General features: G+C 69.8%; 26 protein-coding genes and 2 tRNA genes. 20 read left to right on the forward strand and 8 right to left on the reverse strand.

What is annotated here, in order from left to right; translation table 11 throughout:
• The first annotated feature begins 8 nt into the window (after positions 1–8).
• The 7 genes from dnaJ to era are packed head-to-tail and all read left to right on the forward strand — an operon-like array spanning position 9 to position 6121.
• Complete coding sequence (gene dnaJ, locus SOM19_RS09160) at positions 9–1124, forward strand: molecular chaperone DnaJ (RefSeq protein WP_320486213.1); 1116 nt, start codon at positions 9–11, stop codon at positions 1122–1124.
• 3 nt (positions 1125–1127) lie between these two features.
• On the forward strand, positions 1128–1925 hold the full coding sequence (locus tag SOM19_RS09165) for an RsmE family RNA methyltransferase (RefSeq protein ID WP_320486214.1): 798 nt from the start codon (positions 1128–1130) through the stop codon (positions 1923–1925).
• A gap of 58 nt (positions 1926–1983) precedes the next feature.
• Positions 1984–2331: an HIT domain-containing protein gene (locus tag SOM19_RS09170; protein WP_320486215.1), complete on the forward strand. Its 348-nt coding sequence runs from the start codon at positions 1984–1986 to the stop codon at positions 2329–2331.
• A 40-nt stretch (positions 2332–2371) separates the two neighbouring features.
• Positions 2372–3400: a PhoH family protein gene (locus SOM19_RS09175; protein ID WP_320486702.1), complete on the forward strand. Its 1029-nt coding sequence runs from the start codon at positions 2372–2374 to the stop codon at positions 3398–3400.
• A complete protein-coding gene (ybeY, locus tag SOM19_RS09180; RefSeq protein ID WP_320486216.1) occupies positions 3397–3867 on the forward strand; it encodes an rRNA maturation RNase YbeY in 471 nt (156 codons plus the stop codon). The genes SOM19_RS09175 and ybeY overlap by 4 nt, the downstream gene beginning before the upstream one ends.
• The gene (locus SOM19_RS09185; RefSeq protein WP_320486217.1) at positions 3864–5228 is read left to right on the forward strand and encodes a hemolysin family protein; all 1365 of its coding nucleotides are present in this window, start codon (positions 3864–3866) and stop codon (positions 5226–5228) included. The genes ybeY and SOM19_RS09185 overlap by 4 nt, the downstream gene beginning before the upstream one ends.
• A complete protein-coding gene (gene era / locus SOM19_RS09190; RefSeq protein ID WP_320486218.1) occupies positions 5225–6121 on the forward strand; it encodes a GTPase Era in 897 nt (298 codons plus the stop codon). Before SOM19_RS09185 ends, era begins: the two co-directional genes overlap by 4 nt.
• On the opposite strand, the gene SOM19_RS09195 is transcribed toward era, so the two are convergent.
• Positions 6118–6762: a hypothetical protein gene (locus SOM19_RS09195; protein ID WP_320486219.1), complete on the reverse strand. Its 645-nt coding sequence runs from the start codon at positions 6760–6762 to the stop codon at positions 6118–6120. The genes era and SOM19_RS09195 overlap by 4 nt on opposite strands.
• A 197-nt stretch (positions 6763–6959) precedes the next feature.
• On the opposite strand from SOM19_RS09195, the gene leuA reads away from it, so the two are divergent.
• Positions 6960–8720, forward strand: coding sequence for a 2-isopropylmalate synthase (gene leuA, locus SOM19_RS09200; RefSeq protein ID WP_320486220.1), 1761 nt, complete (start codon positions 6960–6962; stop codon positions 8718–8720).
• Positions 8721–8756: 36 nt separating this feature from the next.
• On the opposite strand, the gene SOM19_RS09205 is transcribed toward leuA, so the two are convergent.
• Genes SOM19_RS09205 through SOM19_RS09215 form a run of 3 tightly spaced genes read right to left on the reverse strand, consistent with a single transcriptional unit; the run spans position 8757 to position 10560 of the window.
• Positions 8757–9443 (reverse strand): trimeric intracellular cation channel family protein, encoded by a 687-nt coding sequence (locus SOM19_RS09205; protein ID WP_320486221.1) that lies wholly within the window; start codon positions 9441–9443, stop codon positions 8757–8759.
• 20 nt (positions 9444–9463) lie between these two features.
• Complete coding sequence (locus SOM19_RS09210) at positions 9464–10096, reverse strand: hypothetical protein (RefSeq protein WP_320486222.1); 633 nt, start codon at positions 10094–10096, stop codon at positions 9464–9466.
• On the reverse strand, positions 10093–10560 hold the full coding sequence (locus SOM19_RS09215) for a MarR family winged helix-turn-helix transcriptional regulator (protein ID WP_320486223.1): 468 nt from the start codon (positions 10558–10560) through the stop codon (positions 10093–10095). The genes SOM19_RS09210 and SOM19_RS09215 overlap by 4 nt, the downstream gene beginning before the upstream one ends.
• 73 nt (positions 10561–10633) lie before the next feature.
• Between SOM19_RS09215 and SOM19_RS09220 the strand changes: the two genes are divergently transcribed.
• From SOM19_RS09220 to SOM19_RS09245, 6 genes are all read left to right on the forward strand, one after another.
• On the forward strand, positions 10634–11104 hold the full coding sequence (locus tag SOM19_RS09220; protein ID WP_320486224.1) for a hypothetical protein: 471 nt from the start codon (positions 10634–10636) through the stop codon (positions 11102–11104).
• 94 nt (positions 11105–11198) lie between these two features.
• Positions 11199–11942, forward strand: coding sequence for a DNA repair protein RecO (gene recO, locus SOM19_RS09225; RefSeq protein ID WP_320486225.1), 744 nt, complete (start codon positions 11199–11201; stop codon positions 11940–11942).
• The gene (locus tag SOM19_RS09230) at positions 11939–12751 is read left to right on the forward strand and encodes an isoprenyl transferase (protein ID WP_320486226.1); all 813 of its coding nucleotides are present in this window, start codon (positions 11939–11941) and stop codon (positions 12749–12751) included. The genes recO and SOM19_RS09230 overlap by 4 nt, the downstream gene beginning before the upstream one ends.
• A gap of 97 nt (positions 12752–12848) precedes the next feature.
• Positions 12849–13511, forward strand: coding sequence for a hypothetical protein (locus SOM19_RS09235; protein WP_320486227.1), 663 nt, complete (start codon positions 12849–12851; stop codon positions 13509–13511).
• Complete coding sequence (locus tag SOM19_RS09240) at positions 13511–14500, forward strand: hypothetical protein (protein WP_320486228.1); 990 nt, start codon at positions 13511–13513, stop codon at positions 14498–14500. The genes SOM19_RS09235 and SOM19_RS09240 overlap by 1 nt, the downstream gene beginning before the upstream one ends.
• Before the next feature lie 56 nt (positions 14501–14556).
• Complete coding sequence (locus SOM19_RS09245) at positions 14557–15237, forward strand: DsbA family oxidoreductase (protein WP_320486229.1); 681 nt, start codon at positions 14557–14559, stop codon at positions 15235–15237.
• A gap of 60 nt (positions 15238–15297) precedes the next feature.
• On the opposite strand, the gene SOM19_RS09250 is transcribed toward SOM19_RS09245, so the two are convergent.
• Positions 15298–15801, reverse strand: coding sequence for a glutathione peroxidase (locus SOM19_RS09250; protein ID WP_320486230.1), 504 nt, complete (start codon positions 15799–15801; stop codon positions 15298–15300).
• 52 nt (positions 15802–15853) lie between these two features.
• Between SOM19_RS09250 and dusB the strand changes: the two genes are divergently transcribed.
• The 5 genes from dusB (at position 15854) to SOM19_RS09275 (ending at position 21186) form a co-directional block, all read left to right on the forward strand.
• A complete protein-coding gene (dusB, locus tag SOM19_RS09255) occupies positions 15854–17029 on the forward strand; it encodes a tRNA dihydrouridine synthase DusB (RefSeq protein WP_414683635.1) in 1176 nt (391 codons plus the stop codon).
• Positions 17019–18359: a deoxyguanosinetriphosphate triphosphohydrolase gene (locus tag SOM19_RS09260; RefSeq protein ID WP_320486232.1), complete on the forward strand. Its 1341-nt coding sequence runs from the start codon at positions 17019–17021 to the stop codon at positions 18357–18359. Before dusB ends, SOM19_RS09260 begins: the two co-directional genes overlap by 11 nt.
• On the forward strand, positions 18359–20212 hold the full coding sequence (dnaG, locus tag SOM19_RS09265; protein WP_320486233.1) for a DNA primase: 1854 nt from the start codon (positions 18359–18361) through the stop codon (positions 20210–20212). The genes SOM19_RS09260 and dnaG overlap by 1 nt, the downstream gene beginning before the upstream one ends.
• Positions 20213–20260: 48 nt before the next feature.
• Positions 20261–21049, forward strand: a complete 789-nt coding sequence (locus SOM19_RS09270; RefSeq protein WP_320486234.1) for an ATP-binding cassette domain-containing protein — start codon at positions 20261–20263, stop codon at positions 21047–21049.
• Positions 21050–21113: 64 nt separating this feature from the next.
• Positions 21114–21186: transfer RNA gene (locus SOM19_RS09275), tRNA-Asn, on the forward strand.
• Positions 21187–21254: 68 nt separating this feature from the next.
• Here the strand turns inward: SOM19_RS09275 and def are convergent.
• Entirely contained in the window at positions 21255–21821 is a 567-nt protein-coding gene (def, locus tag SOM19_RS09280) for a peptide deformylase (protein ID WP_320486235.1), read from the reverse strand.
• A 42-nt stretch (positions 21822–21863) separates the two neighbouring features.
• Between def and SOM19_RS09285 the strand changes: the two genes are divergently transcribed.
• A complete protein-coding gene (locus tag SOM19_RS09285; RefSeq protein ID WP_414683636.1) occupies positions 21864–22946 on the forward strand; it encodes a DMT family transporter in 1083 nt (360 codons plus the stop codon).
• On the opposite strand, the gene SOM19_RS09290 is transcribed toward SOM19_RS09285, so the two are convergent.
• Together SOM19_RS09290 and SOM19_RS09295 are read right to left on the reverse strand one after the other, a co-directional pair.
• Entirely contained in the window at positions 22947–23240 is a 294-nt protein-coding gene (locus tag SOM19_RS09290; RefSeq protein ID WP_320486236.1) for a hypothetical protein, read from the reverse strand.
• Between the two features lie 88 nt (positions 23241–23328).
• Positions 23329–23402: transfer RNA gene (locus SOM19_RS09295), tRNA-Ile, on the reverse strand.
• Positions 23403–23435 lie beyond the last annotated feature (33 nt).

Consider the following 23435-nt stretch of genomic DNA (forward strand, 5'->3'; position numbering starts at 1 on the left):
AGGCGAATGTGGCTGACCACTACGAGGTCCTCGGCGTCTCGCGCGAGGCGACGCTCGATGAGATCAAGAAGGCGTATCGGCGCCTGGCGCGCGAGCTCCATCCCGATGTGAACCCCGGCGAGGAGGCGTCCGAGCGCTTCAAGCTGGTGACCCACGCGTACGACGTGCTCAGCGACAAGGAGCAGCGTGCGCGCTACGACATGGGCGGCGATGGCAGCCCGTTCGGCGGCTCGGCCGGCTTCTCCGGGTTCAACGACATCTTCGAGACGTTCTTCGGCGCAGCCGGCGGCGGAGGCCGCGGCGGGCGGCCGAGGTCACGTCGCGAGCGCGGTCAGGACGCCCTCGTGCGCGTCACGCTGGAGTTGGGCGACGTCGTGTTCGGCGTCCACCGCGACATCGAGGTCGACACCGCGGTGCTGTGCGAGACCTGCCAGGGCTCGTGCTGCCAGCCGGGCACGAGTCCGGTCACGTGCGACATCTGCCAGGGTGCGGGGCACATTCAGCGCCAGGTGCGCAGCCTCCTCGGGAACGTGCTCACCAATCAGCCCTGCAACGTCTGCCAGGGCTACGGCACCACGATCCCGTACCCGTGCGCGACGTGCCAGGGCCAGGGCCGCGTGCGCGCCCGCCGCACGGTCTCGCTCGACATCCCGGCCGGCGTCGAGACCGGACTGCGCCTGCAGCTGCCGGGCTCCGGCGAGGTCGGCCCTGCCGGCGGCCCGAACGGCGATCTCTACATCGAGGTGACCGTCACACCCAACGAGGTGTTCAGCCGCGACGGCGACGACCTGCTCGCCACGCTGGAGGTCTCCATGCCCGACGCGATCCTCGGCACGACGACGACGATCGAGTCCCTCGACGGACCGGTCGACCTCGAAGTGCGCCCCGGTGTCCAGGCCGGCGACGTGCTCACGATCAAGGGGCGCGGCATCACGCCGCTTCGCGGCACTCAGCGCGGCGACCTCCGGGTCGGCGTGCACGTGGTGACGCCGACCCGCCTCGACGCCAAGGAGCGGGCGCTCATCGAGGACTTCGCGCGTCGCACGAAGCCCCCCGCTCCGCATCTCGCGGAGTTCCATCAGGGTCTGTTCGCCAAGCTGCGCGACCGCTTCCGGAACGGCTGACCGGTGGCGCTGCACTTCGTCCTCGACGAGTCGACGACCGCCGGTCCCGGGGACGCCGTCGTGCTGACCGGGGCCGAGGCGCACCATGCCGCGTCCGTGCGTCGCGTGCGCGTGGGCGAGCAGGTCACGGTCGGCGACGGCCGCGGCGCCTGGCTGACGGGAATCTGCGAGTCGGTCGCGTCCCGCGAGGTCGTCGTGCGCATCGATTCCCGCACGGATGCCGCGGCCCCCAGCCCGCGCGTCGTGCTCGTGCAGGCACTCGCCAAGGGCGACCGCGACGAGCTCGCGGTGCAGGCGGCGACCGAGCTCGGCATCGACGAGATCGTGCCCTGGCAGGCGGGCCGGAGCGTGTCCCGCTGGGTCCAGACGTCCCGAGGCTCGGCGCAGCGCGCCGCGCTGGGCGGGGAAGGCCGCGGGGATGACGGCGCCAAGGCCGAGAAGGGCCGAGCACGATGGGCGACGATCGTGCGCGAGGCGGCCAAGCAGGCGCACCGGGCCTGGATCCCCGAGGTCTCGGCTCTCACGACGACGCCGGACCTCGTGGCGCGGGCGGCGGCATCCCGCACCCTCGTCCTCGAGCCGTCCGGCCGAGAGCGACTGACGGCGATCGAGCCCGCTGGCGCGGACGGCCGCGACATCCTGCTGATCGTCGGGCCCGAGGGCGGGATCGCCGAGGAGGAGCTCGCGGCGCTCGAGTCGGCGGGTGCCGTGCTCGTGCGCCTCGGCGACAGCGTCCTGCGCACGTCGACGGCGGGACCGGCCGCCCTCGCGGTCGTGAACGCCGCACTCGGACGCTGGTGACTCGCGCCCGGTCGACGGCCCCCCGCCCTGCGGCGACCCCCGTCGGTAGACTTGCCCCATGAGCGAGCCTTCGATCTTCACGCGCATCCGCACGGGCGAGATCCCCTCCGAGATCGTCGCCGAGACCGAGAACGTCTTCGCCATCCGCGACATCGCCCCGAAGGCGCCGGTGCATCTCCTCGTGATCCCCAAGACCGAGGACTACCGGAACGTCGTCGAGCTGGCGGCGGGCGACCCCGATCTCCTCGCCGAACTCATCGGCCTCGCGAACAGCCTCGCGGCCGAGCACGGCGACGGGGACTTCCGTCTGATCTTCAACACCGGCCCGAACGCGGGCCAGACCGTCTTCCACGTGCACGCCCATGTGCTCGCCGGAGGACTCGAGGAAGCGAGCATCGGTGCCTGATGAACCTGTGATCGACCGCGTCTATGCCGACGGTGTCGCGATGGTCCAGCTGCTCGGACCGCAGGACCGTCTCCTGCGCGTCGTCGAGAAGGAGCATCCCGCCGTCGACGTGCACGTCCGCGGCAACGAGATCACCCTGACCGGAGAGGCGGATGCCGTCGCCGCCGCCCGTTCGCTGGTCGACGAGCTGCTGACGATGGCCCAGGCGGGTCACTCGCTCGGCGAGTCCGACGTGTCGTCGTCGAGCCGGATCCTGCGCACCGAGGGCGGTCCCCGACCCTCGGAGGTGCTCGGCGAGGCCATCCTCACGTCGCGAGGCAAGGTGATCCGTCCCAAGACGCTCGGCCAGAAGGCCTACGTCGACGCGATCGAGGAGAACACGATCGTCTTCGGCATCGGCCCCGCCGGCACCGGGAAGACCTACCTCGCCATGGCGAAGGCCGTGCAGGCGCTGCAGCGCAAGGAGGTCAGCAGAATCATCCTGACCCGCCCGGCCGTCGAGGCGGGGGAGCGGCTGGGCTTCCTGCCGGGCACGCTCACCGACAAGATCGACCCCTACCTGCGCCCGCTCTACGACGCGCTCAACGAGATGATGGACCCGGAGCTGGTCCCCAAGCTCATGGCCACCGGGACGATCGAGGTCGCGCCGCTGGCGTACATGCGCGGACGCACCCTCAACGACTCGTTCGTCGTCCTCGACGAGGCGCAGAACACGACGCCCGAGCAGATGAAGATGTTCCTCACGCGCCTCGGCTTCGGCACGCGCATGGTCGTGACCGGCGACATCACGCAGATCGACCTGCCGCAGGGGGCGTCGGGGCTGCGGCTCGTGACCCGCGTGCTGAACACCATCGACGACATCCACTTCTCGTACCTCACGAGCGATGACGTCGTGCGCCACACCCTGGTCGGCCGCATCGTCGACGCGTACACCGAATACGACGAGCGTCGGATCGCGGCCCGCCGCGAGCGGGACGAGGCATCCGAGTTCGCGAACCGCACCGAGCGCCGCAGCAGCGGACGCCCGTCGGGGCCGCGCGACCACCTTCCCAAGCGAGGACGCTCATGACGATCGAGATCAACAACGAGTCGGGCGTCCAGGTCGACGAGACGGTGCTCCTGCGCCTCATGGAGAACAACTTCTCCGAGCTCCACATCAGCGCCGACGCGGATGTCGCGATCCTCCTTGTCGACGAGGGTGCCATGGAAGCCCTGCACGTGCAGTGGATGGACGAGCCGGGACCGACCGACGTGCTGAGCTTTCCGATGGACGAGCTGCGGCCCGGCACCGAGGACGCGCCGACGCCCGCGGGGCTCCTCGGCGACATCGTGCTGTGCCCGCAGGTGGCGGAGACCCAGGCCGTCACCGCGAAGCACTCCACGATGGATGAGCTGGTGATGCTGACGACGCACGGCTTGCTGCACCTTCTCGGCTTCGACCACGCCGAGCCCGACGAGGAGCGCGAGATGTTCGGGCTGCAGCGCGAGCTCATCACGGCCTTCCAGGCCGTGGAGCGTCGCCGAAATCGCGCATGACCGCTGCTCTTCTGCTCCTCGCCGCGGCGCTGCTGCTCGTCTTCGGCGCGCTGATGGTCGCCATCGACGCCGCTCTCGGGGTGACCTCCCGGGCCGATCTGGCAGAGCTCGGCGCCGGCGGGCGCAACGCGGCGGCGCTGCGGCGCATCGCGGCGGACCCCGAGGCCCACGCCAACGCCGTCATCTTCATCCGGGTGCTCGCCGAGACGACCGCGGCCGTGCTCGTCACGGTGGCGTTCACGCTGCTGTTCGACAGCATCTGGTGGGCGATGGTCGCCGCGGCGGTGCTCATGACGGGCGTCTCATACGTGGTGGTGGGCGCGAGCCCGCGCAACGTCGGCCGTCAGCACGCCAAGGCGCTGCTGCGCGGAGCGGCCCCCGTCGTGCGGGGTGTGCGCATCCTCCTCGGGCCGCTCGCCCACGGGCTCGTGGCGCTGGGCACGCGCATCACCCCCGGCGCGTCTCGCGGTTCGTCCTTCGCGTCGGAGGAGCAGCTGCTCAGCATCATCGATGAGGCGGCCGAGAACGAGCTCATCGAGCAGGACGACCGCGAGCTCATCCACTCGGTGTTCGACTTCACCGACACCTTCGTGCGGGCGGTGATGGTGCCGCGGACCGACATGGTGACCGTGGATGCCTCCGCCTCCACCCGCGAGGCGATGGCGATCTTCCTCGACAAGGGCATTTCACGCGTCCCGATCGTCGACGACGACGCCGACGACGTCGTGGGCGTGCTGTACCTCAAGGACCTCGTGCAGTTCGGCTTCCGCGACGAGACCGGGTGGCGGGATGCCCCGATCAGCCGCATCGCGCGCCCCGCCGTGTTCGTGCCCGAGTCCATGAAAGCCGAGACGCTGCTGCAGCAGATGAAGCGCGACGCCGTGCATGTCTGCCTCGTGATCGACGAGTACGGCGGCGTATCGGGCCTCGTCACCCTCGAGGACCTCATCGAGGAGCTCGTCGGCGAGATCGCGGACGAGTACGATCCACGCTCCGACGAGGTCTCCGAGATCGAGCCCGGCCACTTCCGGGTGAGCGCGCGCCTCGGGCTCGACGAGGTCGGCGACCTCTTCGGCATCGACCTCGAAGACGATGACGTCGACTCCATCGGCGGACTCCTCGGCAAGGCGCTGGGACGCGTCCCGCAGCCGGGGGCGACCGCAGAGTACGCCGGCCTCGTCATGACCGGCGGCGCCTCACGGGGCCGCGGCCGGGGCATCTCCTCGGTCTTCGTCGAGCGCGGCGAAGCGCTCGAGCACACTGAGACGGCGTCCGGCCGTTCCCCGCGCACGGGCGAGATCCGCATCGTGTCGCCGCGCACCGGTGAGGTGCGCGTCTCCAAGAAAGGGGATCGCCCATGACCGAGACGACCCACTCCGGCTTCGTCACCTTCGTCGGACGCCCCAACGTCGGCAAGTCCACGCTCACGAACGCGCTGGTCGGTGAGAAGGTCGCCATCACGAGCGACAAGCCGCAGACGACGCGGCGTGCGATCCGCGGCATCCTGAACAGGCCCGGCGGGCAGGTCGTGATCGTCGACACCCCCGGCATCCACAAGCCGCGCACCCTGCTCGGCGAGCGGCTCAACAGCCTCGTCGAGCAGGTGCTGGGCGACGTCGACGTGATCGGGTTCTGCGTTCCCGCCACTGAGAAGGTCGGACCCGGCGACCGCCGTATCGCCGAATCCCTCAGCGGCTACCCGCGCGCCAAGAAGGTGGCGATCGTGACCAAGACGGATGCCGCCTCTCGCGACGAGATCACGGAGCGTCTCATGGAGGTGGACTCGCTCCGCGAGGACTGGGCCGCCGTCATCCCGATCTCCGCCCTCACCAGCGAGCAGCTCGACGTGCTCACCGACGAGCTGCTGGGACTGCTTCCGGTCGGACCGCGGCTCTACGAGGCCGGCGTCGTCACCGACGAGTCGATCGAGGACCGCGTGGCCGAGATCATCCGGGAGGCCGCCCTCGAGGGCGTGCGCGACGAGCTCCCCCACTCCATCGCGGTGACGATCGAGGACATGAGGCCGCGCGAGGACTCCGACCTCACCGACATCTTCGCCAACATCGTCGTGGAGCGCGACAGCCAGAAGGCGATCATCATCGGCCACAAGGGCTCGCGCCTCGCCGATGTCGGCCGGCGCGCCCGCGCGGGCATCGAGCCCCTGGTGGGGTCGCGGGTGTACCTCGCACTGCATGTCCGTGTCGCGAAGGAGTGGCAGCGCGATCCCAAGCAGCTCGGACGGCTCGGCTTCTAGCCGACCGGGCGGAACGCCGAGCGGATCAACACGACGTCCTCGCCGTAGTCGTCGTCGGCGGCATCCTGCCAGGTCCCGTCGTCCCAGACGACGTCGACCCAGAGCCATCCGTTCTCCGGGTAGGACGACAGATACGCCTCGCCCAGGATGTCGGGCAGCTCCTCCTGGATCTCGAGGAGCGTCGCCTCGTCGCCCTGGCCGGGCTCGCCGTTCGTCACATCCGGCAGCGGCATGGGGTCGTAGAGCGCGAGCATGATCGGCGGCTGCGTCACCGAGAAGGTCTCGCCGTCGTAGGTCCCCTGCACGGCGTAGGCACCCCACGTGACATCGCCGGACGTCTCGGACCCGTCGATGCCCTCCCACGTCCAGTTCGCGATAGGAACACCAGAGCACTGGGGCGGATACGACTCGGCGACGGCGCCGAGACACAGCTCGGCCTCGCCGCCGATATCCATCACGGTGCCCTGGGCGGTGACGTCGCCTTCCGGCGGCGCCGGCCACAGCGAGCCGAGCGACGCGCCGGGCAGCGCGTCCGCGGCGGGGGAGCCTCCGCCTGAGCCGGCAGGCGTTGCGCAGCCCGCGAGAGCGAGGACGGATGCCGCGCCCAGCGCGACGAGCAGGTGTCGACGATGACGTGTCATATCCGTTCAGTGTCGCAGCTGTGCCGATCGTCTCAGATCATGTGGTTCGCGCCGTTCGCGCGGACGGGTGTAACCTGGGCGCATGCGTGCAGGCTCTCTGCTTCTCCTTAGCTGCCGCGACGAGGCCTCGATCTAGGGCCCTCCTCGTCGCGGAGCTTGTCGTCGGCCCCCACTCGACGAGAGAACAGAGCGACATCATGGAGAACACCCAGAAGCCCTCGGCCATGCCGATCCACAAGTATCGGCCGTACCACGAGCAGCTCGCTGTGGACCTGCCCGACCGCACGTGGCCCGCCCAGCGCATCACCGTCGCACCCCGCTGGTGCGCCGTCGACCTGCGTGACGGCAACCAGGCGCTCATCGATCCGATGAGCCCCGAACGCAAGCGCATCATGTTCGATCTGCTCGTGAGCATGGGCTACAAGGAGATCGAAGTCGGGTTCCCGTCGGCGAGCCAGACCGACTTCGACTTCGTCCGCCATCTCATCGAGGACGAGGTCATCCCCGACGACGTCACGATCCAGGTTCTCACCCAGGCCCGCGCGCACCTCATCGAGCGCACGTACGAATCGATCGCCGGTGCGAAGCAGGCGATCGTGCACCTGTACAACTCCACGAGCGTGCTGCAGCGCGAGGTCGTGTTCCGCACCGACCGGCAGGGGATCATCGACATCGCACTCGAGGGTGCACGACTGTGCCGCGAGTTCGAGAAGCGCATCCCCGAGACGAAGGTCTTCTACGAGTACTCGCCCGAGAGCTACACCGGCACCGAGCTCGAGTTCGCCCTCGACATCTGCAACCAGGTCATCGAGGTCTTCGAGCCGACTCCCGACCGCAAGGTGATCATCAACCTGCCGGCGACGGTCGAGATGGCCACGCCCAACGTCTACGCCGACTCGATCGAGTGGATGAGCCGCCGGCTGGCACACCGCGAGAACGTGATCCTGTCGCTGCACCCGCACAACGACCGCGGCACGGCGATCGCGGCAGCGGAGCTCGGATACATGGCCGGCGCCGACCGCATCGAGGGATGCCTGTTCGGGAACGGGGAGCGCACCGGGAACGTCGACCTCGTCGCTCTGGGGATCAACCTGCTGACGCAGGGCATCGACCCGCAGATCGACTTCAGCGACGTCGACCAGGTGAAGCGGACCGCCGAGTATTGCAACCAGCTGCCGGTGCACGAGCGCAGCCCGTGGGCCGGCGACCTGGTCTTCACCGCCTTCAGCGGCTCGCACCAGGACGCGATCAAGAAGGGCTTCGAGGCCATGGAGGTCCGGGCTGCCGCCGAAGGCGTGACGGTGGACGAGATCGAGTGGGCGGTTCCGTATCTGCCGATCGACCCGAAGGATCTCGGTCGCTCCTATGAGGCGGTCATCCGCGTCAACTCGCAGTCCGGCAAGGGCGGCGTCGCCTACCTGCTGAAGACCGATCACGCGATCGATCTGCCGCGGAAGCTCCAGATCGAGTTCTCGGGTGTCGTGCAGGCGAAGACGGATGCCGAGGGCGGCGAGGTCACCAGCGACCAGATCTGGGCGATCTTCAGCGACGAGTACCTGCCGACTCAGCGCACCGACGACCGCTGGGGTCGCTTCGAGCTGCTGAGCACCCGCACGCAAAGCGACATGACCGGGGACGTCGTCCTCGAGGTCAAGCTGCGCGACGGCGACGAGGAAGTGCAGGCCCGCGGCCACGGTAACGGCCCGGTCGCCGCCTTCGTGGAGGTGCTGCGTGAGGAGGGCATCCACGTGACCGTCTACGACTACGTCGAGCACGCCCTCAGCGCGGGCGGCGACGCCCAGGCCGCGGCGTATGTCGAGCTCCAAGTCGACGGCGAGCGCCTGTGGGGCGTGGGCGTCGACGGCGACATCTCGACCGCGTCGCTCAAGGCGATCGTGTCGGGCGTCAACCGCGCGATCCGCACCCGCGAGCGCTCCGGAGCACTCGCGAGCGTGTGACGCTGGACGACGGCGGGTCCGGCTGCGGGCCCGCCGTCACGGCTTGACGATGGGGATCGTCGAGGTCTCGACGGCGACCTTGCGCCGGTACAGCGCGCGCTGCTCGGGCAGGGAGATGTCGAAGATCACGGCGAGGAGCCGGATCACCGTGGTCACGACGATTCCGACGATCGCAGCGGCGACGAGACCGGCCCCGAGCGCGTTGGCGGTGGCGAGTACGAGGCAGCCGGCCCCCGCCGCGACGGCGTAGAGCGAGCCCACATGCATGATGCCCACCGGCAGGCCCATGATCATGTCACGCAGGATGCCGCCGCCGACCGCGGCGCAGACTCCGACGAAGACGGCGGGCACCAGCGGGAGTCCCAGCGCCAGCGCCTTGCTCGTGCCGAAGGCACCGAACAATCCCATCACGAGGGCGTCCAGGCCGACGATCACACGGTTGAGCCGCTGGAAGACGCCGGCGAGCAGCATCCCGATCAGTGCTGCTCCCGTCGCCGTGACCAGGTACCAGTTGCTCTGGAGGGTGACGGGCGTGACGTTGAGCAGCAGATCGCGGATGAGACCGCCGCCCATGCCCACGACGATGCCGATGATCGCGACGCCGAGCAGGTCCAGTCGTCGTTCCCCCCGGAATCCGGAGGCGAAGAGCGCGCCCTGGACTCCGCCCAGGCCTACGGCGATCAGGTCCGCCCACAGCGGGATGACGAAGAGCGGCTCGTTCACCCCTCCATTGTCGGCTCGCGTCAGGGGATGTGCGTGCGCACCGCCGACAGGAAGCCGTCGGAGTCGTCGACCCAGAGCCGCACGGCGTCGAACTCCACCACCTCGTCGCCCAGGCGAGCGGTGACGGGACGTTCGAGGACGATCAGGATGTTGGTCTCGTCCTGCATCCGCAGCGCGAGCGTCCGGCCATGGGGCTCGTCGCGCACCTTGGGAGCCTTCTCCAGCACGTCGCGCGAGCGCTCGACGGATGCGACCGCCTCCCACGGCAGATCGATGTCGACGTGTGCGCCGTCTCGCGCGCGGATGCCCTCCGGCCCGACGGCGTGCGGCCGGGTGAGATAGCTCAGCAGGAGTCCGAGCATCCAGGTCACGCCCCAGATGCCGAGCGCGAGCAGCGGGATGCGCACCCACGGCCACGGGTGCACGATCAGATCGACGATGGGGATCTCGACCGCCGACAGCACGATGAAGATCACGAGGATCGTGAGGATGGGGGAGTGGTAGGAGAAGGCCGAGCCGCCGGCGGGCACGCGTGGGCGGCGGAACAGCCATCGGTAGAGGCCCTGCCACATGCCCACCTCGGCACGCCACGCCGCGCGTGCGATCGACACCACGCGGGAGCTCACCGTCGGTCGCTCGGCGACGCCGGTCATCGGGCTGCCTCCTCGTCGTGGAGGCGCTCCTCGTGCGCGGCGATCAGCTCTTCGAGCCGGGCGCGGACATGGTCGAGCGCGCGCTGCGCGGTGCGGACGGTCTCTTCATCGAGCCCCTCGATGAGGTCGGCACCGAGGGCGGTGTGCTCGGCGTTCATCGTCTCCATGATCGACAGGCCGCGCTCGGTGAGGTGGACGAGCACTGCCCGGCGGTCCGTCGGGTGAGGTTCGCGTCGGGCGAAGCCGGTGGACTCGAGGGCGTCGACCAGGGCGGTGACATTGCGCGGAGTCACCGCGATCGCCTCGGCGAGCTGCACCTGGGTGGCGGGTCCGCCGTGGAAGAGGATCCACAGCAGATGCGTGCGCGTCGTCGTCAGACCGCGGCGGTCCAGCTCCCGCTCCTGATCGGCCTGCAGCACCTGCGTGATGGCGAGGAGGGTATCGAGGATCTGCGTTCCGGACATAGTGAATAGCTTACATTATGTTCACTACGTGACTGGTCGTTGCTCGTCCGCGGCGACGAGGTAGTCTCCGACCATGACCTGGGATGAGTTCTGGGCGAGCGTCTTTCCCGCCTACCTGGGCGCCGTCGGATCGATCGCCGCGAGCGCGGTCGCCGTCATCGCACTCATCCGCGATCTCCGCACCAGGAGGGGACTCAGAGAGGTCGCGCAGTCCGCCTCCGACACCGTTGAGCTTCCCCGGAACCAAGCCACTCTCGCCCCGCGCATGAGTGGGCCGGGCAGCGAGCCGCTGGAGCTCGTCGCGCGCGGCTCCCGGACGGTCGTCCGGAACCTTCTGCCGGCGCCCATCGAGATCGTCGACCTCCGTGTGCCGTCCGGCGGCAAGACGCTGAAATTCACGACGACGCTGCCGGTGTCCGTCCAGCCCGGAGAAGGGTTCGGATTCGTCGTCCAGGACCTGCTCGGTGGACCCGCCATCGCGGCTCTGCTGGTCGAGTGGAAGAGCGCGGACGGGCAAGCGCACCTCACCACGTTCTTCATCTGAGCCGTCGAGGGGCCGGGTTGCGTCCGCCCGCCGGGCTCGATCGCCGCCCGCGGGGCGCGGGCCTGGGGGACCAGGCGGGCTCCATAATTGACTGGTGCCCACCTTCCGCGACGAGATCGTGGTTCTGCGCACCCACAAGCTGGGTGAGGCCGACCGGATCCTGACGATGCTCAGCCGTCGCCACGGCAAGCTGCGCGCGGTCGCCAAGGGCGTGCGCCGCACGTCATCGCGCTTCGGCGCGCGACTCGAGCCGTTCATGGTCGCCGACGTGCAGCTGTACAAGGGTCGCTCTCTGGACATCGTGCAGCAGGCCGAGTCGCTGGGCTCGTACGGGGCCGACATCGCGGCCCACTACGACCGCTACACCTCGGCGCACGCCATGGTCGAGGCCGCGGACCGACTCAACGAGGCCGAGGCCACGCCGGAGCAGTATCTCCTGCTCGTCGGGGGCCTCCGCGCCCTCGCCCGGGGCGAGCACGCCTCGCGGAGCGTGCTGGACTCCTATCTGCTGCGCGCGATGGCGCTCTCGGGCTGGGCGCCGGGCCTGACCGAGTGCGCCCGCTGCGGCGCTCCCGGTCCTCACGACACCTTCGTCGCGCAGCTGGGTGGCATGGTCTGCCGCGACTGCGCTCCCACGGGCGCAGCGCGCGTCCACGCCGAGACGGCCGTGCTGCTCCACTCGCTGATGACGGGGGAGTGGGAGATGGTGGATGCCGCATCCGCGGGCTCGTCCGCCGCCGCTTCGGGTCTCATCGCCGCGTACGCGCAGTGGCACCTGGAGCGCGGCATCCGCTCGCTCTCCCATGTCTCCTTCGGACCGACAGGAGCCGACCGGTGACCCCGAAGCCGTTCACGCATCGCGACGCCGTGCCGTACAAGCCGGTGGACTGGACGGGCCTCTATCCGCCGGCGTTTCCTCAGGGCAGCGTTCCCGAGCATGTCGCGATCGTCATGGACGGCAACGGCCGCTGGGCGAACCGCCGCGGGCTCACCCGTGTCGAGGGCCACAAGGCCGGCGAGGCCGCTCTGCTGGACGTCGTGGCCGGCGCCATCCAGGCAGGTGTCAAGCATCTGTCCGTCTACGCCTTCTCGACCGAGAACTGGTCGCGCTCGCCCGACGAGGTGCGGTTCCTGATGGGCTTCAACCGCGATGTGCTTCACCGCCGTCGCGATCAGCTCAACGAGTGGGGCGTCCGCGTGCGCTGGTCGGGTCGCAAGCCGCGACTGTGGTCGAGCGTCATCAAGGAGCTCCAGTTCGCCGAGCGTCTGACGGCCGGCAACAGCACCCTCACGCTGACCATGTGCGTGAACTACGGCGGACGCGTCGAACTCGTCGACGCGGTGCGCTCGATCGGCGACGACATCGCCGCCGGCCGGCTCAAGCCCTCCGCGGTCTCGGAGAAGCTGATCCAGAAGCGCCTCTACCAGCCCGACATGCCCGATGTGGATCTGTTCATCCGCTCGAGCGGCGAGCAGCGGACGTCGAACTTCCTGCTGTGGGAATCGGCGTATGCGGAGTTCGTCTTCCTCGACACCCTGTGGCCGGACTTCTCGCGCACCGAGCTGTGGCGCGCGATCGGCCTGTACCTGGACCGAGACCGGCGGTTCGGCGGCGCCGTCGACGCACCGGCGCCGCCCGCACTGTAGGCACTGTCCCGGATGCCGCGCCGGGCGTATCCTGCGAGCGTCACCGTGCTCTTCCACTGATGAGAGCCGCGCACCGCGGCCGGTCGGGAGGTCTGCCATGTCGTGTTCGCAGCGATCGGGTGCGGCCATCGCCGCAGCAGCTGTGATCGCCGCGGTCCTGCTGATGGCCGGATGCGCCGGGCCGGTGGTCGACGAGGGCCAGACCGAGACGAGTCAGGGTCCCACCGACATCGCCGACGACACCGACGACGAGGGCGAGGGCGACGAGGGCGAAGGCGACGAGGGTGAGGGCGAGGGCGAGGGCGACGAGGATCCCGAGCAGGACCTCGTCCGGACCGGACCGGTCGCCGAGTACGGCGGACCCGCCTACGGCGATCAGGGCGAAGCCGAGATCGTCGAGGACGGCGTCTGGTGCAAGACCATCGCGGTGTTCTGGGGCGGCAGCGAGCCCGTTCCCGAAGGCGTGCGCTTCACCTTCGAGCAGGCGGTGCCCGACCGCGGGGGCCTCGACGTGGAGAGCGGCGTCTGCGGGACGAGCGGTGCGGACCGGTCCTGCATCGACATGCCGGCGGTCGAGGCGAATGAGTCCGGCATCTTCTGCAGCATCGTCGTGCGTCCCACGGCGGAGTTCCAGGACGGGACGTCGATCACGTTCACGGGCACCCTGGAGTGCCCGACGCGGGAGATCTGCGACGCGGTCGTCGCACGCGACGTCGTACCCGGGCCGCCGATCGTCGTGAACACCCCGGAGGGCGCGTGATGGCGCGGCTCGGAGGCCGCACCAAGGCGAAGCCGGTCGAACCGTCACCGGTCGATCCCGTCGACCCTGCTGTGCCTCCGGCGCCTCCTGCACCCGAGCCGGGCCTGGGCTTCGAGAAGTGGATGGGCTTCCTGTCGTCGTTCGTCGCTCCGCTGACGCTGGTCACCGGTCTGCTGTTCTACTTCGGCTATGTCTCGACGCGTGAGTTCTTCCGCTACTTCGGCGTCGACGTGGACATCATCGGGCTGAGCTCGCAGGAGTTCGTGATGCGCAGCCCGGGCGCCCTGTTCATCCCGGTCATGATCCTGCTGCTGCTCGCGGCGGGGCTCATGGTGGGTCATCGACTGCTGCGCCGACGGCTCCTCACCCGGCCGGTCTCGACCCAGCGCCGCGTGATCGGCGTGTTCGCATGGATCGGGATCGGGTTCCTCCTTGCGGGAATCCTCCTGGCGTTCCTAGCGCCGGTCGGGGGCGGAGGTGACTACGGGCAGCTCCTCACACCGCTGTTCCTCGCGCTCGGCGCCGGGCTCGCCGCCTACGCCGCCTCGACGGTTCGTGCTCTCGGCGGCACCGGCATCGGCCGCGGCGTCGTGGTGCTGCTCGTGCTGGTCATGGTGGCCGGCACGTTCTGGGCGACCGCGACGATCGCGCAGTGGTGGGGTCTCGGCCAGGCGCGAGCGCTCGCCTCCGACCTCACGGCCCTCCCTGCCGTCGTGCTCGACACCCCGGAGCGGCTCTACCCCGGCAACGACGACGTCACGGTCCGCGAGCTCGGGGACTCGGCATCCGATTCCGTCGAAGGCGAGGAGGAAGCCCCGACGTACGGGTACCGGTACTACGGGCTGCGACTGCTGGCCCAGGGCGGAGGGCGACTGTATCTCGTGCCCGACCGGTGGTCTCCGGATGCCTCGACCATCGTGGTCGCGTACGACGACGTGCGGGTGCGGTTCCGGTTCCTTCCGGACGCGGACCCGCCGACCGACGGGTGAGGACCGAACGACCATTCGCCGGAATAGAACGGTGGCGGCGCGCGGTTGTGCTCAGCATGACGGACGCCATCAAGATCGACGTATGGAGCGACATCGCCTGCCCGTGGTGCTACATCGGCAAGCGCAACCTGGAGAAGGGGCTCGCCGACGCATCGGCCGACGACGACGCTCCCGCCGTGGAGGTCGTGTACCACTCGTTCGAGCTGTCGCCCGACACGCCGGTCGACTTCGACGGCGGCGAGGCGGACTACCTCGCCACGCACAAGGGCATCTCGTCGGAGCAGGCGCGGCAGATGCTGGAGCGCGTCACGGGCGTCGCCGCGGAGGCGGGCCTGGAGTACCGCTTCGATCTCCTCAAGCACACGAACACCGTGAAGGCGCACGAGCTGCTCCACTTCGCCAAGGACCATGGCCGACAGCTCGAACTCGCTGAGCGGCTGATGTCGGCGTACTTCGTGGAGGGCCGCCACCTCGGCCAGGAGGACGAGCTCGTCGCCCTGGCCGCCGACGTCGGGCTCGACGCCGAGGCCGCGCGCCAGGCACTCCGCAGTGAGCGCTACCTCGATGCGGTGCGCGCCGACCAGGCACAGGCCACCGCGTACGGGATCAACGGCGTGCCCTTCTTCGTCATCGACGGCAAGTACGGCGTTTCGGGAGCGCAGCCCGCCGAGGCCTTCGCGCAGATCGTCCGGCAGGTCTCCGCCGAGCACCGCGAGGACGCCCCGGTCGTCGCCTGACCGCCATCAGACGAGAAGAGACCCGCCGCGACACGCGGCGGGTCTCTTCGTCTCCCCGGATCAGCGGGGCAGATTCTCCTCGATGACCTGGACGATCGCGGGGTCGTCGGGCTTCGTGTTGGGTCGGAAGCGGTGCACGTCGCCGCCCGGCGTGAGGACGAACTTCTCGAAGTTCCAGGTGATCGGGCCCTTGTTGCCCTCGACGGCCGGAGCCTTCTTGAGCGCCTTGTAGAGGGGCGCCGCCTTGCCGCCGTTGACCTTGACCTTGTCGAAGACCGGGAATGAGACGCCCCACGTCACCGAGCAGTACTCCAGGATCTCGTCCATCGCGCCCGGCTCCTGCCCCATGAACTGGTTGCAGGGAAAGCCCAGGACCGTGAAGCCTCGGTCGGCGTACGCCCGCTGCAGCTTCTCGAGCTGCTCGTACTGGGGTGTGAGACCGCACTTGGAGGCGACGTTCACGACGAGCACCACCTGACCGTCGTAGTCGCCGAGGGTCGCGGTGCCGCCGTCCGCCGTCTGGAAGGGGATGCTGCGGAGGTCGGTAGCGATAGCCTCGGTCATCTCCCCAGGCTAAGCCCTCGAGTTCAGCGAAGGGTCGGATTCCTCTGGGAGAATGGACGACGTGACCACTGCCCTTGCCCCCGCGCGCACGCTCCGCATCGGGCCCATCGAACTGGATGCGCCCGTCGTGCTCGCGCCCATGGCGGGGATCACCAACACCGCCTTCCGCCGGCTCTGCCGCGAGTACGGCGCCGGCCTCTACGTGAGCGAGATGATCACGTCCCGCGCCCTCGTCGAGCGCAATGCCACCACGATGCGCCTCATCACCCACCACGAGTCCGAGACGCCGCGTTCGATCCAGCTGTACGGGGTCGACCCGGCCACCGTCGAGGGGGCCGTGCGCGTCCTCGTGGAGGAGGACCGCGCCGATCACATCGACCTGAACTTCGGATGCCCCGTCCCCAAGGTGACCCGCAAGGGCGGCGGGGCGGCACTGCCGTGGAAGCTCGAGCTCTTCCGCGAGATAGTCACGCGCGCTGCGGCCGCCGCGGGCGACATCCCGCTGACGATCAAGATGCGCAAGGGCATCGACGCCGATCACCTCACCTATCTCGACGCCGGACGCATCGCCGAAGATGCCGGTGTGGCAGCCGTCGCGCTGCACGCCCGCACCGCGGCCGAGTTCTACTCCGGCCAGGCCGACTGGGAGGCGATCGCCAAGCTCAAGGAGGTCGTGACGAGCGTCCCGGTCCTCGGCAACGGCGACATCTGGTCCGCCGACGACGCGGCGCGCATGATGGCCGAGACCGGCTGCGACGGGGTGGTCGTCGGACGCGGATGCCTTGGCCGGCCCTGGCTGTTCGGAGACCTCGCGCGGTCGCTCGGCGAGCCGGGCGCGGCATCCGGTGCTCCCGTCGACGCCACGCTCGCGTTCGTCGCCCGAGCCTTCCGCCGGCACGCCGAGCTGCTCGTCGAGTTCTTCGAGGACGAGGGTCGAGGGTGCCGAGACATCCGCAAGCACGTCGCCTGGTACTTCAAGGGCTATCCGGTCGGCGGTGACACCCGCGCCAAGCTCGCGACCGTCTCCACCCTGGCCGAGATCGACGAGCTGCTCGCGACGCTCGAGCTCGACGCGCCCTACCCCGGCGCCGCGGCGGAGGGCCAGCGCGGACGCGCCGGCACGCCGAAGCGCCCTGCGCTGCCGGAGGGGTGGCTGGACTCCCGCGACCTCGGAGCCGAGGCATCCTGTGCCCTCGCCGAAGCGGAGCTCGACCACAGTGGCGGCTGACGGCGCCGCCGCGGTGGCCTTCGCGTCGGAGCGGCCCATCGGATACGACGAGGCGGATGCCGCGCGCTTCTCCGCCGAGGAGCACCGGTCGCAGCGCGACGACTTCGCGCGCGATCGAGCCCGGGTGCTGCACTCGGCGGCGCTGCGGCGCCTCGCGGCCAAGACACAGGTGCTGAGCCCGGCGAGCCCGGCGGACTTCGCCCGCAACCGCCTGACGCACTCGCTGGAGGTCGCTCAGGTGGGCCGTGAGCTCGCGACCGCACTGCGCCTCTCGCCCGATGTCGTCGACACCGCCTGCCTCAGCCACGACCTCGGGCATCCGCCGTTCGGCCACAACGGCGAGCGGGCGATGAACGAGTGGGCCGAGGATGTCGGCGGATTCGAGGGGAACGCGCAGACGCTGCGCATCCTCACGCGCCTGGAGCCGAAGGTCATCGACGCGGAGGGACGCAGCTTCGGCCTCAACCTCACCCGCGCGAGCCTCGACGCGACGTGCAAGTACCCCTGGACGGCCGCGCACCCGCTGCCCGATCCCGGCGGGCGCCTGAAGTTCGGGGTCTACCCCGATGACGAGGACGTGTTCCGCTGGATGCGCGCCGGCGCCCCCGGACGCGTCCGCTGCATCGAGGCAGAGGTCATGGACCTGTCCGACGACATCGCCTACTCGGTGCACGACTTCGAGGACGCCGTCGTCAACGGCTACCTCGATCCGCAGCGGCTGAGCGACGTCTCCGAGCACGCCGCGCTGCTCACCGCGATCCAGTCGTGGGTCGGCTTCGACTTCGCACGCGACGAGCTCGAAGACGCCCTGTACCGGCTGATGCGGATGCCGGAGTGGATCGGCTCGTTCGACGGCACCCGCGCCTCGCTGGCGCGGCTGAAGAACCTCACCTCCGACCTGATCGGGCGATTCGCCCGTGCGGCGACCACCGCCACGCGGGACGCCTACGGCATGTCGGTGCTCACCCGGTATCGTGCGCACGTGGTCGTTCCGCGTGTCGTCGAGGCCGAGATGGCGGTGCTCAAGGGCATCATCGGCGCGGTGGTCGTCTCGATCGACGGGCGCAAGGACCTCTACAAGGAGCAGCGCCGCGTCCTCAAGCGACTGGCGTCGGCGCTGTGGGAGCGTCCCGAGGAACTCGACCCCCTGCACTCCCTGGACTTCACCACGGCCGAGACGGATGCCGCCCGCCGGCGGGTCGTCGTCGATCAGGTGGCGAGCCTCACCGACCAGCATGCGATCGCGTGGCACGTGCGCCTCGTCGGCGAGCTGGATGCGGCGTCCATCGGCGTCTGGTCACCCGGCACGCGCGCGCCCGGGGCCCGCTGATGGCGGGGCGGATCCGTCAGGCCGACGTGGAGGAGGTGAAGGCCCGCACGAACATCGCCGACATCATCGGCGAACGGGTGGCCCTCAAGAACGCCGGGGTCGGTGCCATGAAGGGCCTGTGTCCCTTCCACGACGAGCGCAGCCCCAGCTTCAACGTGCGCGCGCAGGCGGGCTTCTACCACTGCTTCGGCTGCGGCGAGTCGGGCGACGTCTACTCGTTCCTCACGAAGATGGATCACGTCTCGTTCACCGAGGCCGTGGAGCGGCTCGCGGGTCGCATCGCCTACACGCTCCACTATGAGGACGGGGGAGCGGCACCCGAGCACACGGGCCGCACGCGGCTGTTCGCGGCGAACGCGGCCGCGGCGGAGTTCTTCCGCGCGCAGCTGCAGACCGGCGAGGCCGACACGGCGCGCCGGTTCCTGGGCGAGCGCGGCTTCGATGCCGGCGCGGCCGCGCACTTCGGGGTCGGCTACGCGCCCAAGGGGTGGTCCGGCATGCACGACGCGCTGAAGGCCAAGGGCTTCACCGACGAGGAGCTGACCACCTCGGGCCTCGTCTCGCAGGGTCAGCGCGGCGTCTACGACCGCTTCCGCGGTCGCCTCGTGTGGCCCATCCGCGACGTCACCGGACAGGTCCTCGGCTTCGGCGCCCGCCGCCTCTACGACGACGACAAGGGCCCCAAGTACCTCAACACCCCCGAGACCACGATCTACAAGAAGGCCCAGGTGCTCTACGGCCTCGACCTCGCCAAGCGCGACATCTCGCGGGAGCACCAGGTGGTCGTGGTGGAGGGCTATACCGATGTGATGGCCTGCCACCTGGCCGGGATCACGACCGCCATCGCCACGTGCGGCACCGCCTTCGGCTCCGACCACATCACGGTGCTGCGGCGCGTGATGGGCGACGACTCGACGGCCGGCGAGGTCGTGTTCACGTTCGATCCGGATGCCGCAGGCCAGAAGGCGGCGCTCCGCGCCTTCGCCGACGCGAAGCGGTTCAACGCGCAGACCTATGTCGCGACCGGACCGGAGGGGCTCGATCCGTGCGACCTGCGCCTCCGGCGCGGCGACGGGGCCGTGCGCGGGCTCATCGAGCACAAGGTCCCCATGGTGGAGTTCGTGCTGGACCAGCGCATCGCCGGCTTCGACCTCGCCAGCGTGGAGGGCAGGGTGGGCGCTCTCCGAGCGTCGGCACCGGTCGTCGCGGAACTGCGGGACGCGCTGCTGCAGCCCGAGTACGTCCGGGTGCTGGCCCGCAGGCTCGGCATGGACACCGAGGACGTGCGCCGTGAGGTGGAGCGGGCCGCCCGCGCCGGCGGTCGACGCGAGTCCGGCCCGGCAGCTGTGCCCGCGGAGGAGGTCGTGGGGGAGCCGCTCGTGCGCGTCACGCTCGCGTCGCTGCCGCGCACCGCGGCGGTGACCATCGAGCGCGACGCCATCATGGGCATCCTCCAGTTCGGTCACCGGATGGATGCCGCTCTCATCGCCCGCGCACTCGAAGCACCCTTCCGGCACCCGGCGCTCGATGCGGTGCGCCAGGCGGTGCGGCAGGCCGGCGACATGCAGCGGCCCGGGTGGGCGCTCGACGCGATCGGCACGGTGCGCGAGCCCTACCGTTCACTCGCCGGCGAGCTTCTCGCCGCCGACTTTCCCGCACTCGACGACACGGCCGCCCTCTCGAGCGCCAGCGACCTCGCGCGGCGGCTCGTGATCCGGAGCCTGGAGAGCCAGAAGAGCGAACTGCTGGGCGCCATCCAGCGCGTTTCCGCGTCCTCCGACGAGGGACGGACCATCCGCCTCCGCCTGCGCGAACTCGACGCCCAGCGCGATGAGCTGACCGCCGATATCTGAGACGCGTCGCGGCTGGCGTCTGCGGGCCGCGCACGGCAGGATGAGCACATGCCCCGTCGAAAAGACGCCGATGTCGCCATCCGCTCCTCGGATCTCTCCATCGCGCGAGCCGGACGCGGCGGTCCCTCCCAGCGCGTGGTCGACGGCGTGTCGTTCACCCTCCCGCACGGCAGGATCCTCGCCGTCATGGGCCCGACGGGGTCGGGCAAGTCGAGTCTGGCCGCGGTGCTGGCGGGATCCGATGAGACCGGGCTGGCGATCGTCGGCGGAGACGCCGTCGTCGAAGGCATCGGCGTCCGCCACCCCGGACGCTCGCACCGCCTTCTCACCTATCTCACCGGCTATCTGCCGCAGTCCGCGGGCGCCGCTCTGCCCGCCCGCCTGACCGTGTCCGAGGTGATCGGCGAACCCATCACCAGCCGGGATCGGCGGGTGAACCAGCGCGCCCTCTCCGTGCGCGTCGCGACGCTGCTCGACGAGCTGATGCTGCCGCTCGGCGCCGCCGCGAAGTACCCGTACGAACTCAGCGCCGGCATGCGCCAGCGCGTCGCGCTCGCTCGGGCGCTCGTGCTGCAGCCCAAGCTCCTCGTCGCCGACGAGCCCTTCTCGAACATGGACATCGAAGTGCGCAAGGCGGCCCGCGACGCCATCCTCCGCCGGCGGCGCGAATACGACATGTCGGCGCTCATCGTGACGAATCAGACGGATGTCGTGCGCGAACTCGACTCCGATGTGCTGGTCCTGCGTGCCGGACATGCCATCGCCTACGGTCACGGCACCCACGACCTGCTGTGGACGCCGAGCGGGGAAGCGGATCGACGTCTGGTCGCCTCCTGACGTCACGAGCACGGTCTGACATTTGCTAAGCTGGTCGAGTTGCCCGGGCGCAAGCGCGGGACATTCCTCGGTAGCTCAATTGGCAGAGCAATCGGCTGTTAACCGATAGGTTCTTGGTTCGAGTCCAAGCCGGGGAGCGAACGGCTCGGGGCTCCACCCTCGGGCCGTTCTTCATTTCCCGGCAACCTCGAGCGGCGGCTGCGGGTCAGGCGTCGATGTCGTCGATGCCCGGGGTCCAGGCGTGACCCGGTCGGCCCCAACCGCGCTTGCGGGCGATCTTCTGAGCCGTCTTCCAGTCGCTGTCGCCCAGTCGGTCGACGTAGATGATGCCGTCGAGGTGATCGAACTCGTGCTGCATGATCCGCGCTCGCCATCCGTCCACCTGGATGCGCACCGGGGCCCCTTCGAGGTCGATGCCCGTGACCAGCGCCTCCTCGGAGCGCCGCAGCGGGAACCGCTCACCCGGGAATGACAGGCACCCCTCGGACTCCTCGTCGGGGTCGGGATCGCCCGGCTCCAGCGGACGCATCCACAGTTCGGGGTTGATGACCACGCCGCGCCAGGGAAGGCCCACATCGTCGGCGTAGGAGTAGGTGTAGATGCGGAGGGGGACGCCGACCTGCGGGCCCGCGAGGCCGACGCCGGGTGCGGCATCCATCGTCTCGAACATATCCGCGACCAGAGTGCGGATCTCGTCCGTGATCTCTTCGACGACCCCGGCGGGAGCGTGGAGGACGGGGTCACCCATGATGCGAATCGGCAGAACGGCCACGCCTTGAGCCTACCGAGCGGCGGCGGCGGCTAGTGTCGTGATGTGGTGTGGACGGCGAACGAGATTCAGGATGTGGGTGACACGCTCGTCGGCGTGTTCCAGAATCCGGGGCTGCTCATCGGCATCCCGCTGGCGCTCCTGGGCGCCGTGTTCATGTCGTTCGGCGCGCAGTATCAGCACCGCGGTGTGACGAAGGTCGAGCAGCTGAGCGGTGCCGGCGGGGCGGGCGGCCTGACAGGCGGTCAGCTGTGGCGCCTCCTGAGGCGGCCTTCGTGGGTCGTCGGGACTGTCATGCTCGGTCTGGCGATCGTCTGCCAGCTCGCCGCACTGTCGTACGCGCCCCTTATCGTCGTGCAGCCGCTCGGGGCGATCGCCCTCGTCATCACGACGCTGCTGAACGCGCAGATCAGCGGTCACAAGCCGACCAGACGATCGCTCATCGCGATCGCTGCGTGCGTCGGCGGCATCTTCGTCTTCGTCACCATCGCGGCGCTGTACGCGACCGACGCGCCGGTGTCGAACCAGCAGCTGATCACGATCCTGATCCTCCTCGCTGTCGTCACGATCGTGTTCGGCGGGCTGTGGATCTGGAAGCGCCACCAGGTGGGCGCGCTCTTCTACATCACGGCGGCGGGCGTCATCTACGGGTTCGTGGCGACCCTCGCGAAGGTCGTCATCACGCGGATCCAGACCGGTGATTTCGATTGGCTGACCTTGACGTGCGTCGGCGCCCTGATTGTCACGGCGATCGTCGGAGCGTACTTCGTGCAGACCGCGTACTCGTCGGGACCACCGGATCTCGTGATCGCCGGGCTCACCGTCATCGACCCGATCGTCGCGATCCTGATCGGGCTCATCATCCTCAACGAGGCCGCCGGCGCGCCGCTGTGGGTCTACATCGCCTTCACCGTCGTCGGAGCGATCGCCGTGTGGGGTGTGTTCCAGCTGGCGCGCTATCACCCGCAGGTCCTGAGCGACAGCAAGGAACTGCCGATCGCACGAGGCAGCTCGGGCGTCGGCGACGCCGCGCACCCCACGACGGGCTCGATGCGCGTCACCGAGGCGGTCTCGAAGGTGTGGCCCGACCCGCCCGTCAAGGACAAGGGCGACGGCGCGGACCGCTGATCACGCAGGATCGTCGACGCGGATGACCAGGCGGCCGTCCTCGATGCGACCCTTGTCGCCGGGGGTCGGGGCCGGAGCGGGCAGCTCGACCTGCGCCTCCCATCCGGCGTGGGCCTCCTCAGCAGACGGGCGCCACACCGAGTCGAATCCCGAGCCGATGCCGGCGAGCGATCCGCCGGCGTTGCCCTCGAACTGCTTGCGCAGCTGATCCCGCTTGAACCGCGGGGCGAGGGAGATGAGGACGACGGTGACGACGGCCACCACCGCGAGCGCCAGCATCCCGATCAGGTCCATGCAGCGATTCTCCCACGCGACCCTCCCCGCGGCATGAAAGCGCGGTGCAGCGCGAAAGCGGGCCTCCTGGCGGAGGCCCGCTTTTGAGTAGGGCGGGTGGGACTTGAACCCACGATCGTCGGGTTATGAGCCCGCTGCCTTGACCAGCTTGGCCACCGCCCCCTGTGCACCGAGCCTATCCCCGGCCGGCGCACC

The sequence above is a fragment of the Microbacterium sp. CFBP9034 genome (genome assembly GCF_034045255.1).
Classification (GTDB): domain Bacteria; phylum Actinomycetota; class Actinomycetes; order Actinomycetales; family Microbacteriaceae; genus Microbacterium.

Coding starts and splice junctions, on each gene's coding strand:
- SOM19_RS09170 (WP_320486215.1), top strand. CDS start 1,984: ATGAGCGAGCCTTCGATCTTCACGCGCATCCGCACGGGCGAGATCCCC.
- SOM19_RS09175 (WP_320486702.1), top strand. CDS start 2,372: ATGGTCCAGCTGCTCGGACCGCAGGACCGTCTCCTGCGCGTCGTCGAG.
- ybeY (WP_320486216.1), top strand. CDS start 3,397: ATGACGATCGAGATCAACAACGAGTCGGGCGTCCAGGTCGACGAGACG.
- SOM19_RS09185 (WP_320486217.1), top strand. CDS start 3,864: ATGACCGCTGCTCTTCTGCTCCTCGCCGCGGCGCTGCTGCTCGTCTTC.
- era (WP_320486218.1), top strand. CDS start 5,225: ATGACCGAGACGACCCACTCCGGCTTCGTCACCTTCGTCGGACGCCCC.
- SOM19_RS09195 (WP_320486219.1), bottom strand. CDS start 6,762: ATGACACGTCATCGTCGACACCTGCTCGTCGCGCTGGGCGCGGCATCC.
- leuA (WP_320486220.1), top strand. CDS start 6,960: ATGGAGAACACCCAGAAGCCCTCGGCCATGCCGATCCACAAGTATCGG.
- SOM19_RS09210 (WP_320486222.1), bottom strand. CDS start 10,096: ATGACCGGCGTCGCCGAGCGACCGACGGTGAGCTCCCGCGTGGTGTCG.
- SOM19_RS09215 (WP_320486223.1), bottom strand. CDS start 10,560: ATGTCCGGAACGCAGATCCTCGATACCCTCCTCGCCATCACGCAGGTG.
- SOM19_RS09220 (WP_320486224.1), top strand. CDS start 10,634: ATGACCTGGGATGAGTTCTGGGCGAGCGTCTTTCCCGCCTACCTGGGC.
- SOM19_RS09235 (WP_320486227.1), top strand. CDS start 12,849: ATGTCGTGTTCGCAGCGATCGGGTGCGGCCATCGCCGCAGCAGCTGTG.
- SOM19_RS09240 (WP_320486228.1), top strand. CDS start 13,511: ATGGCGCGGCTCGGAGGCCGCACCAAGGCGAAGCCGGTCGAACCGTCA.
- SOM19_RS09245 (WP_320486229.1), top strand. CDS start 14,557: ATGACGGACGCCATCAAGATCGACGTATGGAGCGACATCGCCTGCCCG.
- SOM19_RS09250 (WP_320486230.1), bottom strand. CDS start 15,801: ATGACCGAGGCTATCGCTACCGACCTCCGCAGCATCCCCTTCCAGACG.
- dusB (WP_414683635.1), top strand. CDS start 15,854: ATGGACGACGTGACCACTGCCCTTGCCCCCGCGCGCACGCTCCGCATC.
- dnaG (WP_320486233.1), top strand. CDS start 18,359: ATGGCGGGGCGGATCCGTCAGGCCGACGTGGAGGAGGTGAAGGCCCGC.
- SOM19_RS09270 (WP_320486234.1), top strand. CDS start 20,261: ATGCCCCGTCGAAAAGACGCCGATGTCGCCATCCGCTCCTCGGATCTC.
- SOM19_RS09290 (WP_320486236.1), bottom strand. CDS start 23,240: ATGGACCTGATCGGGATGCTGGCGCTCGCGGTGGTGGCCGTCGTCACC.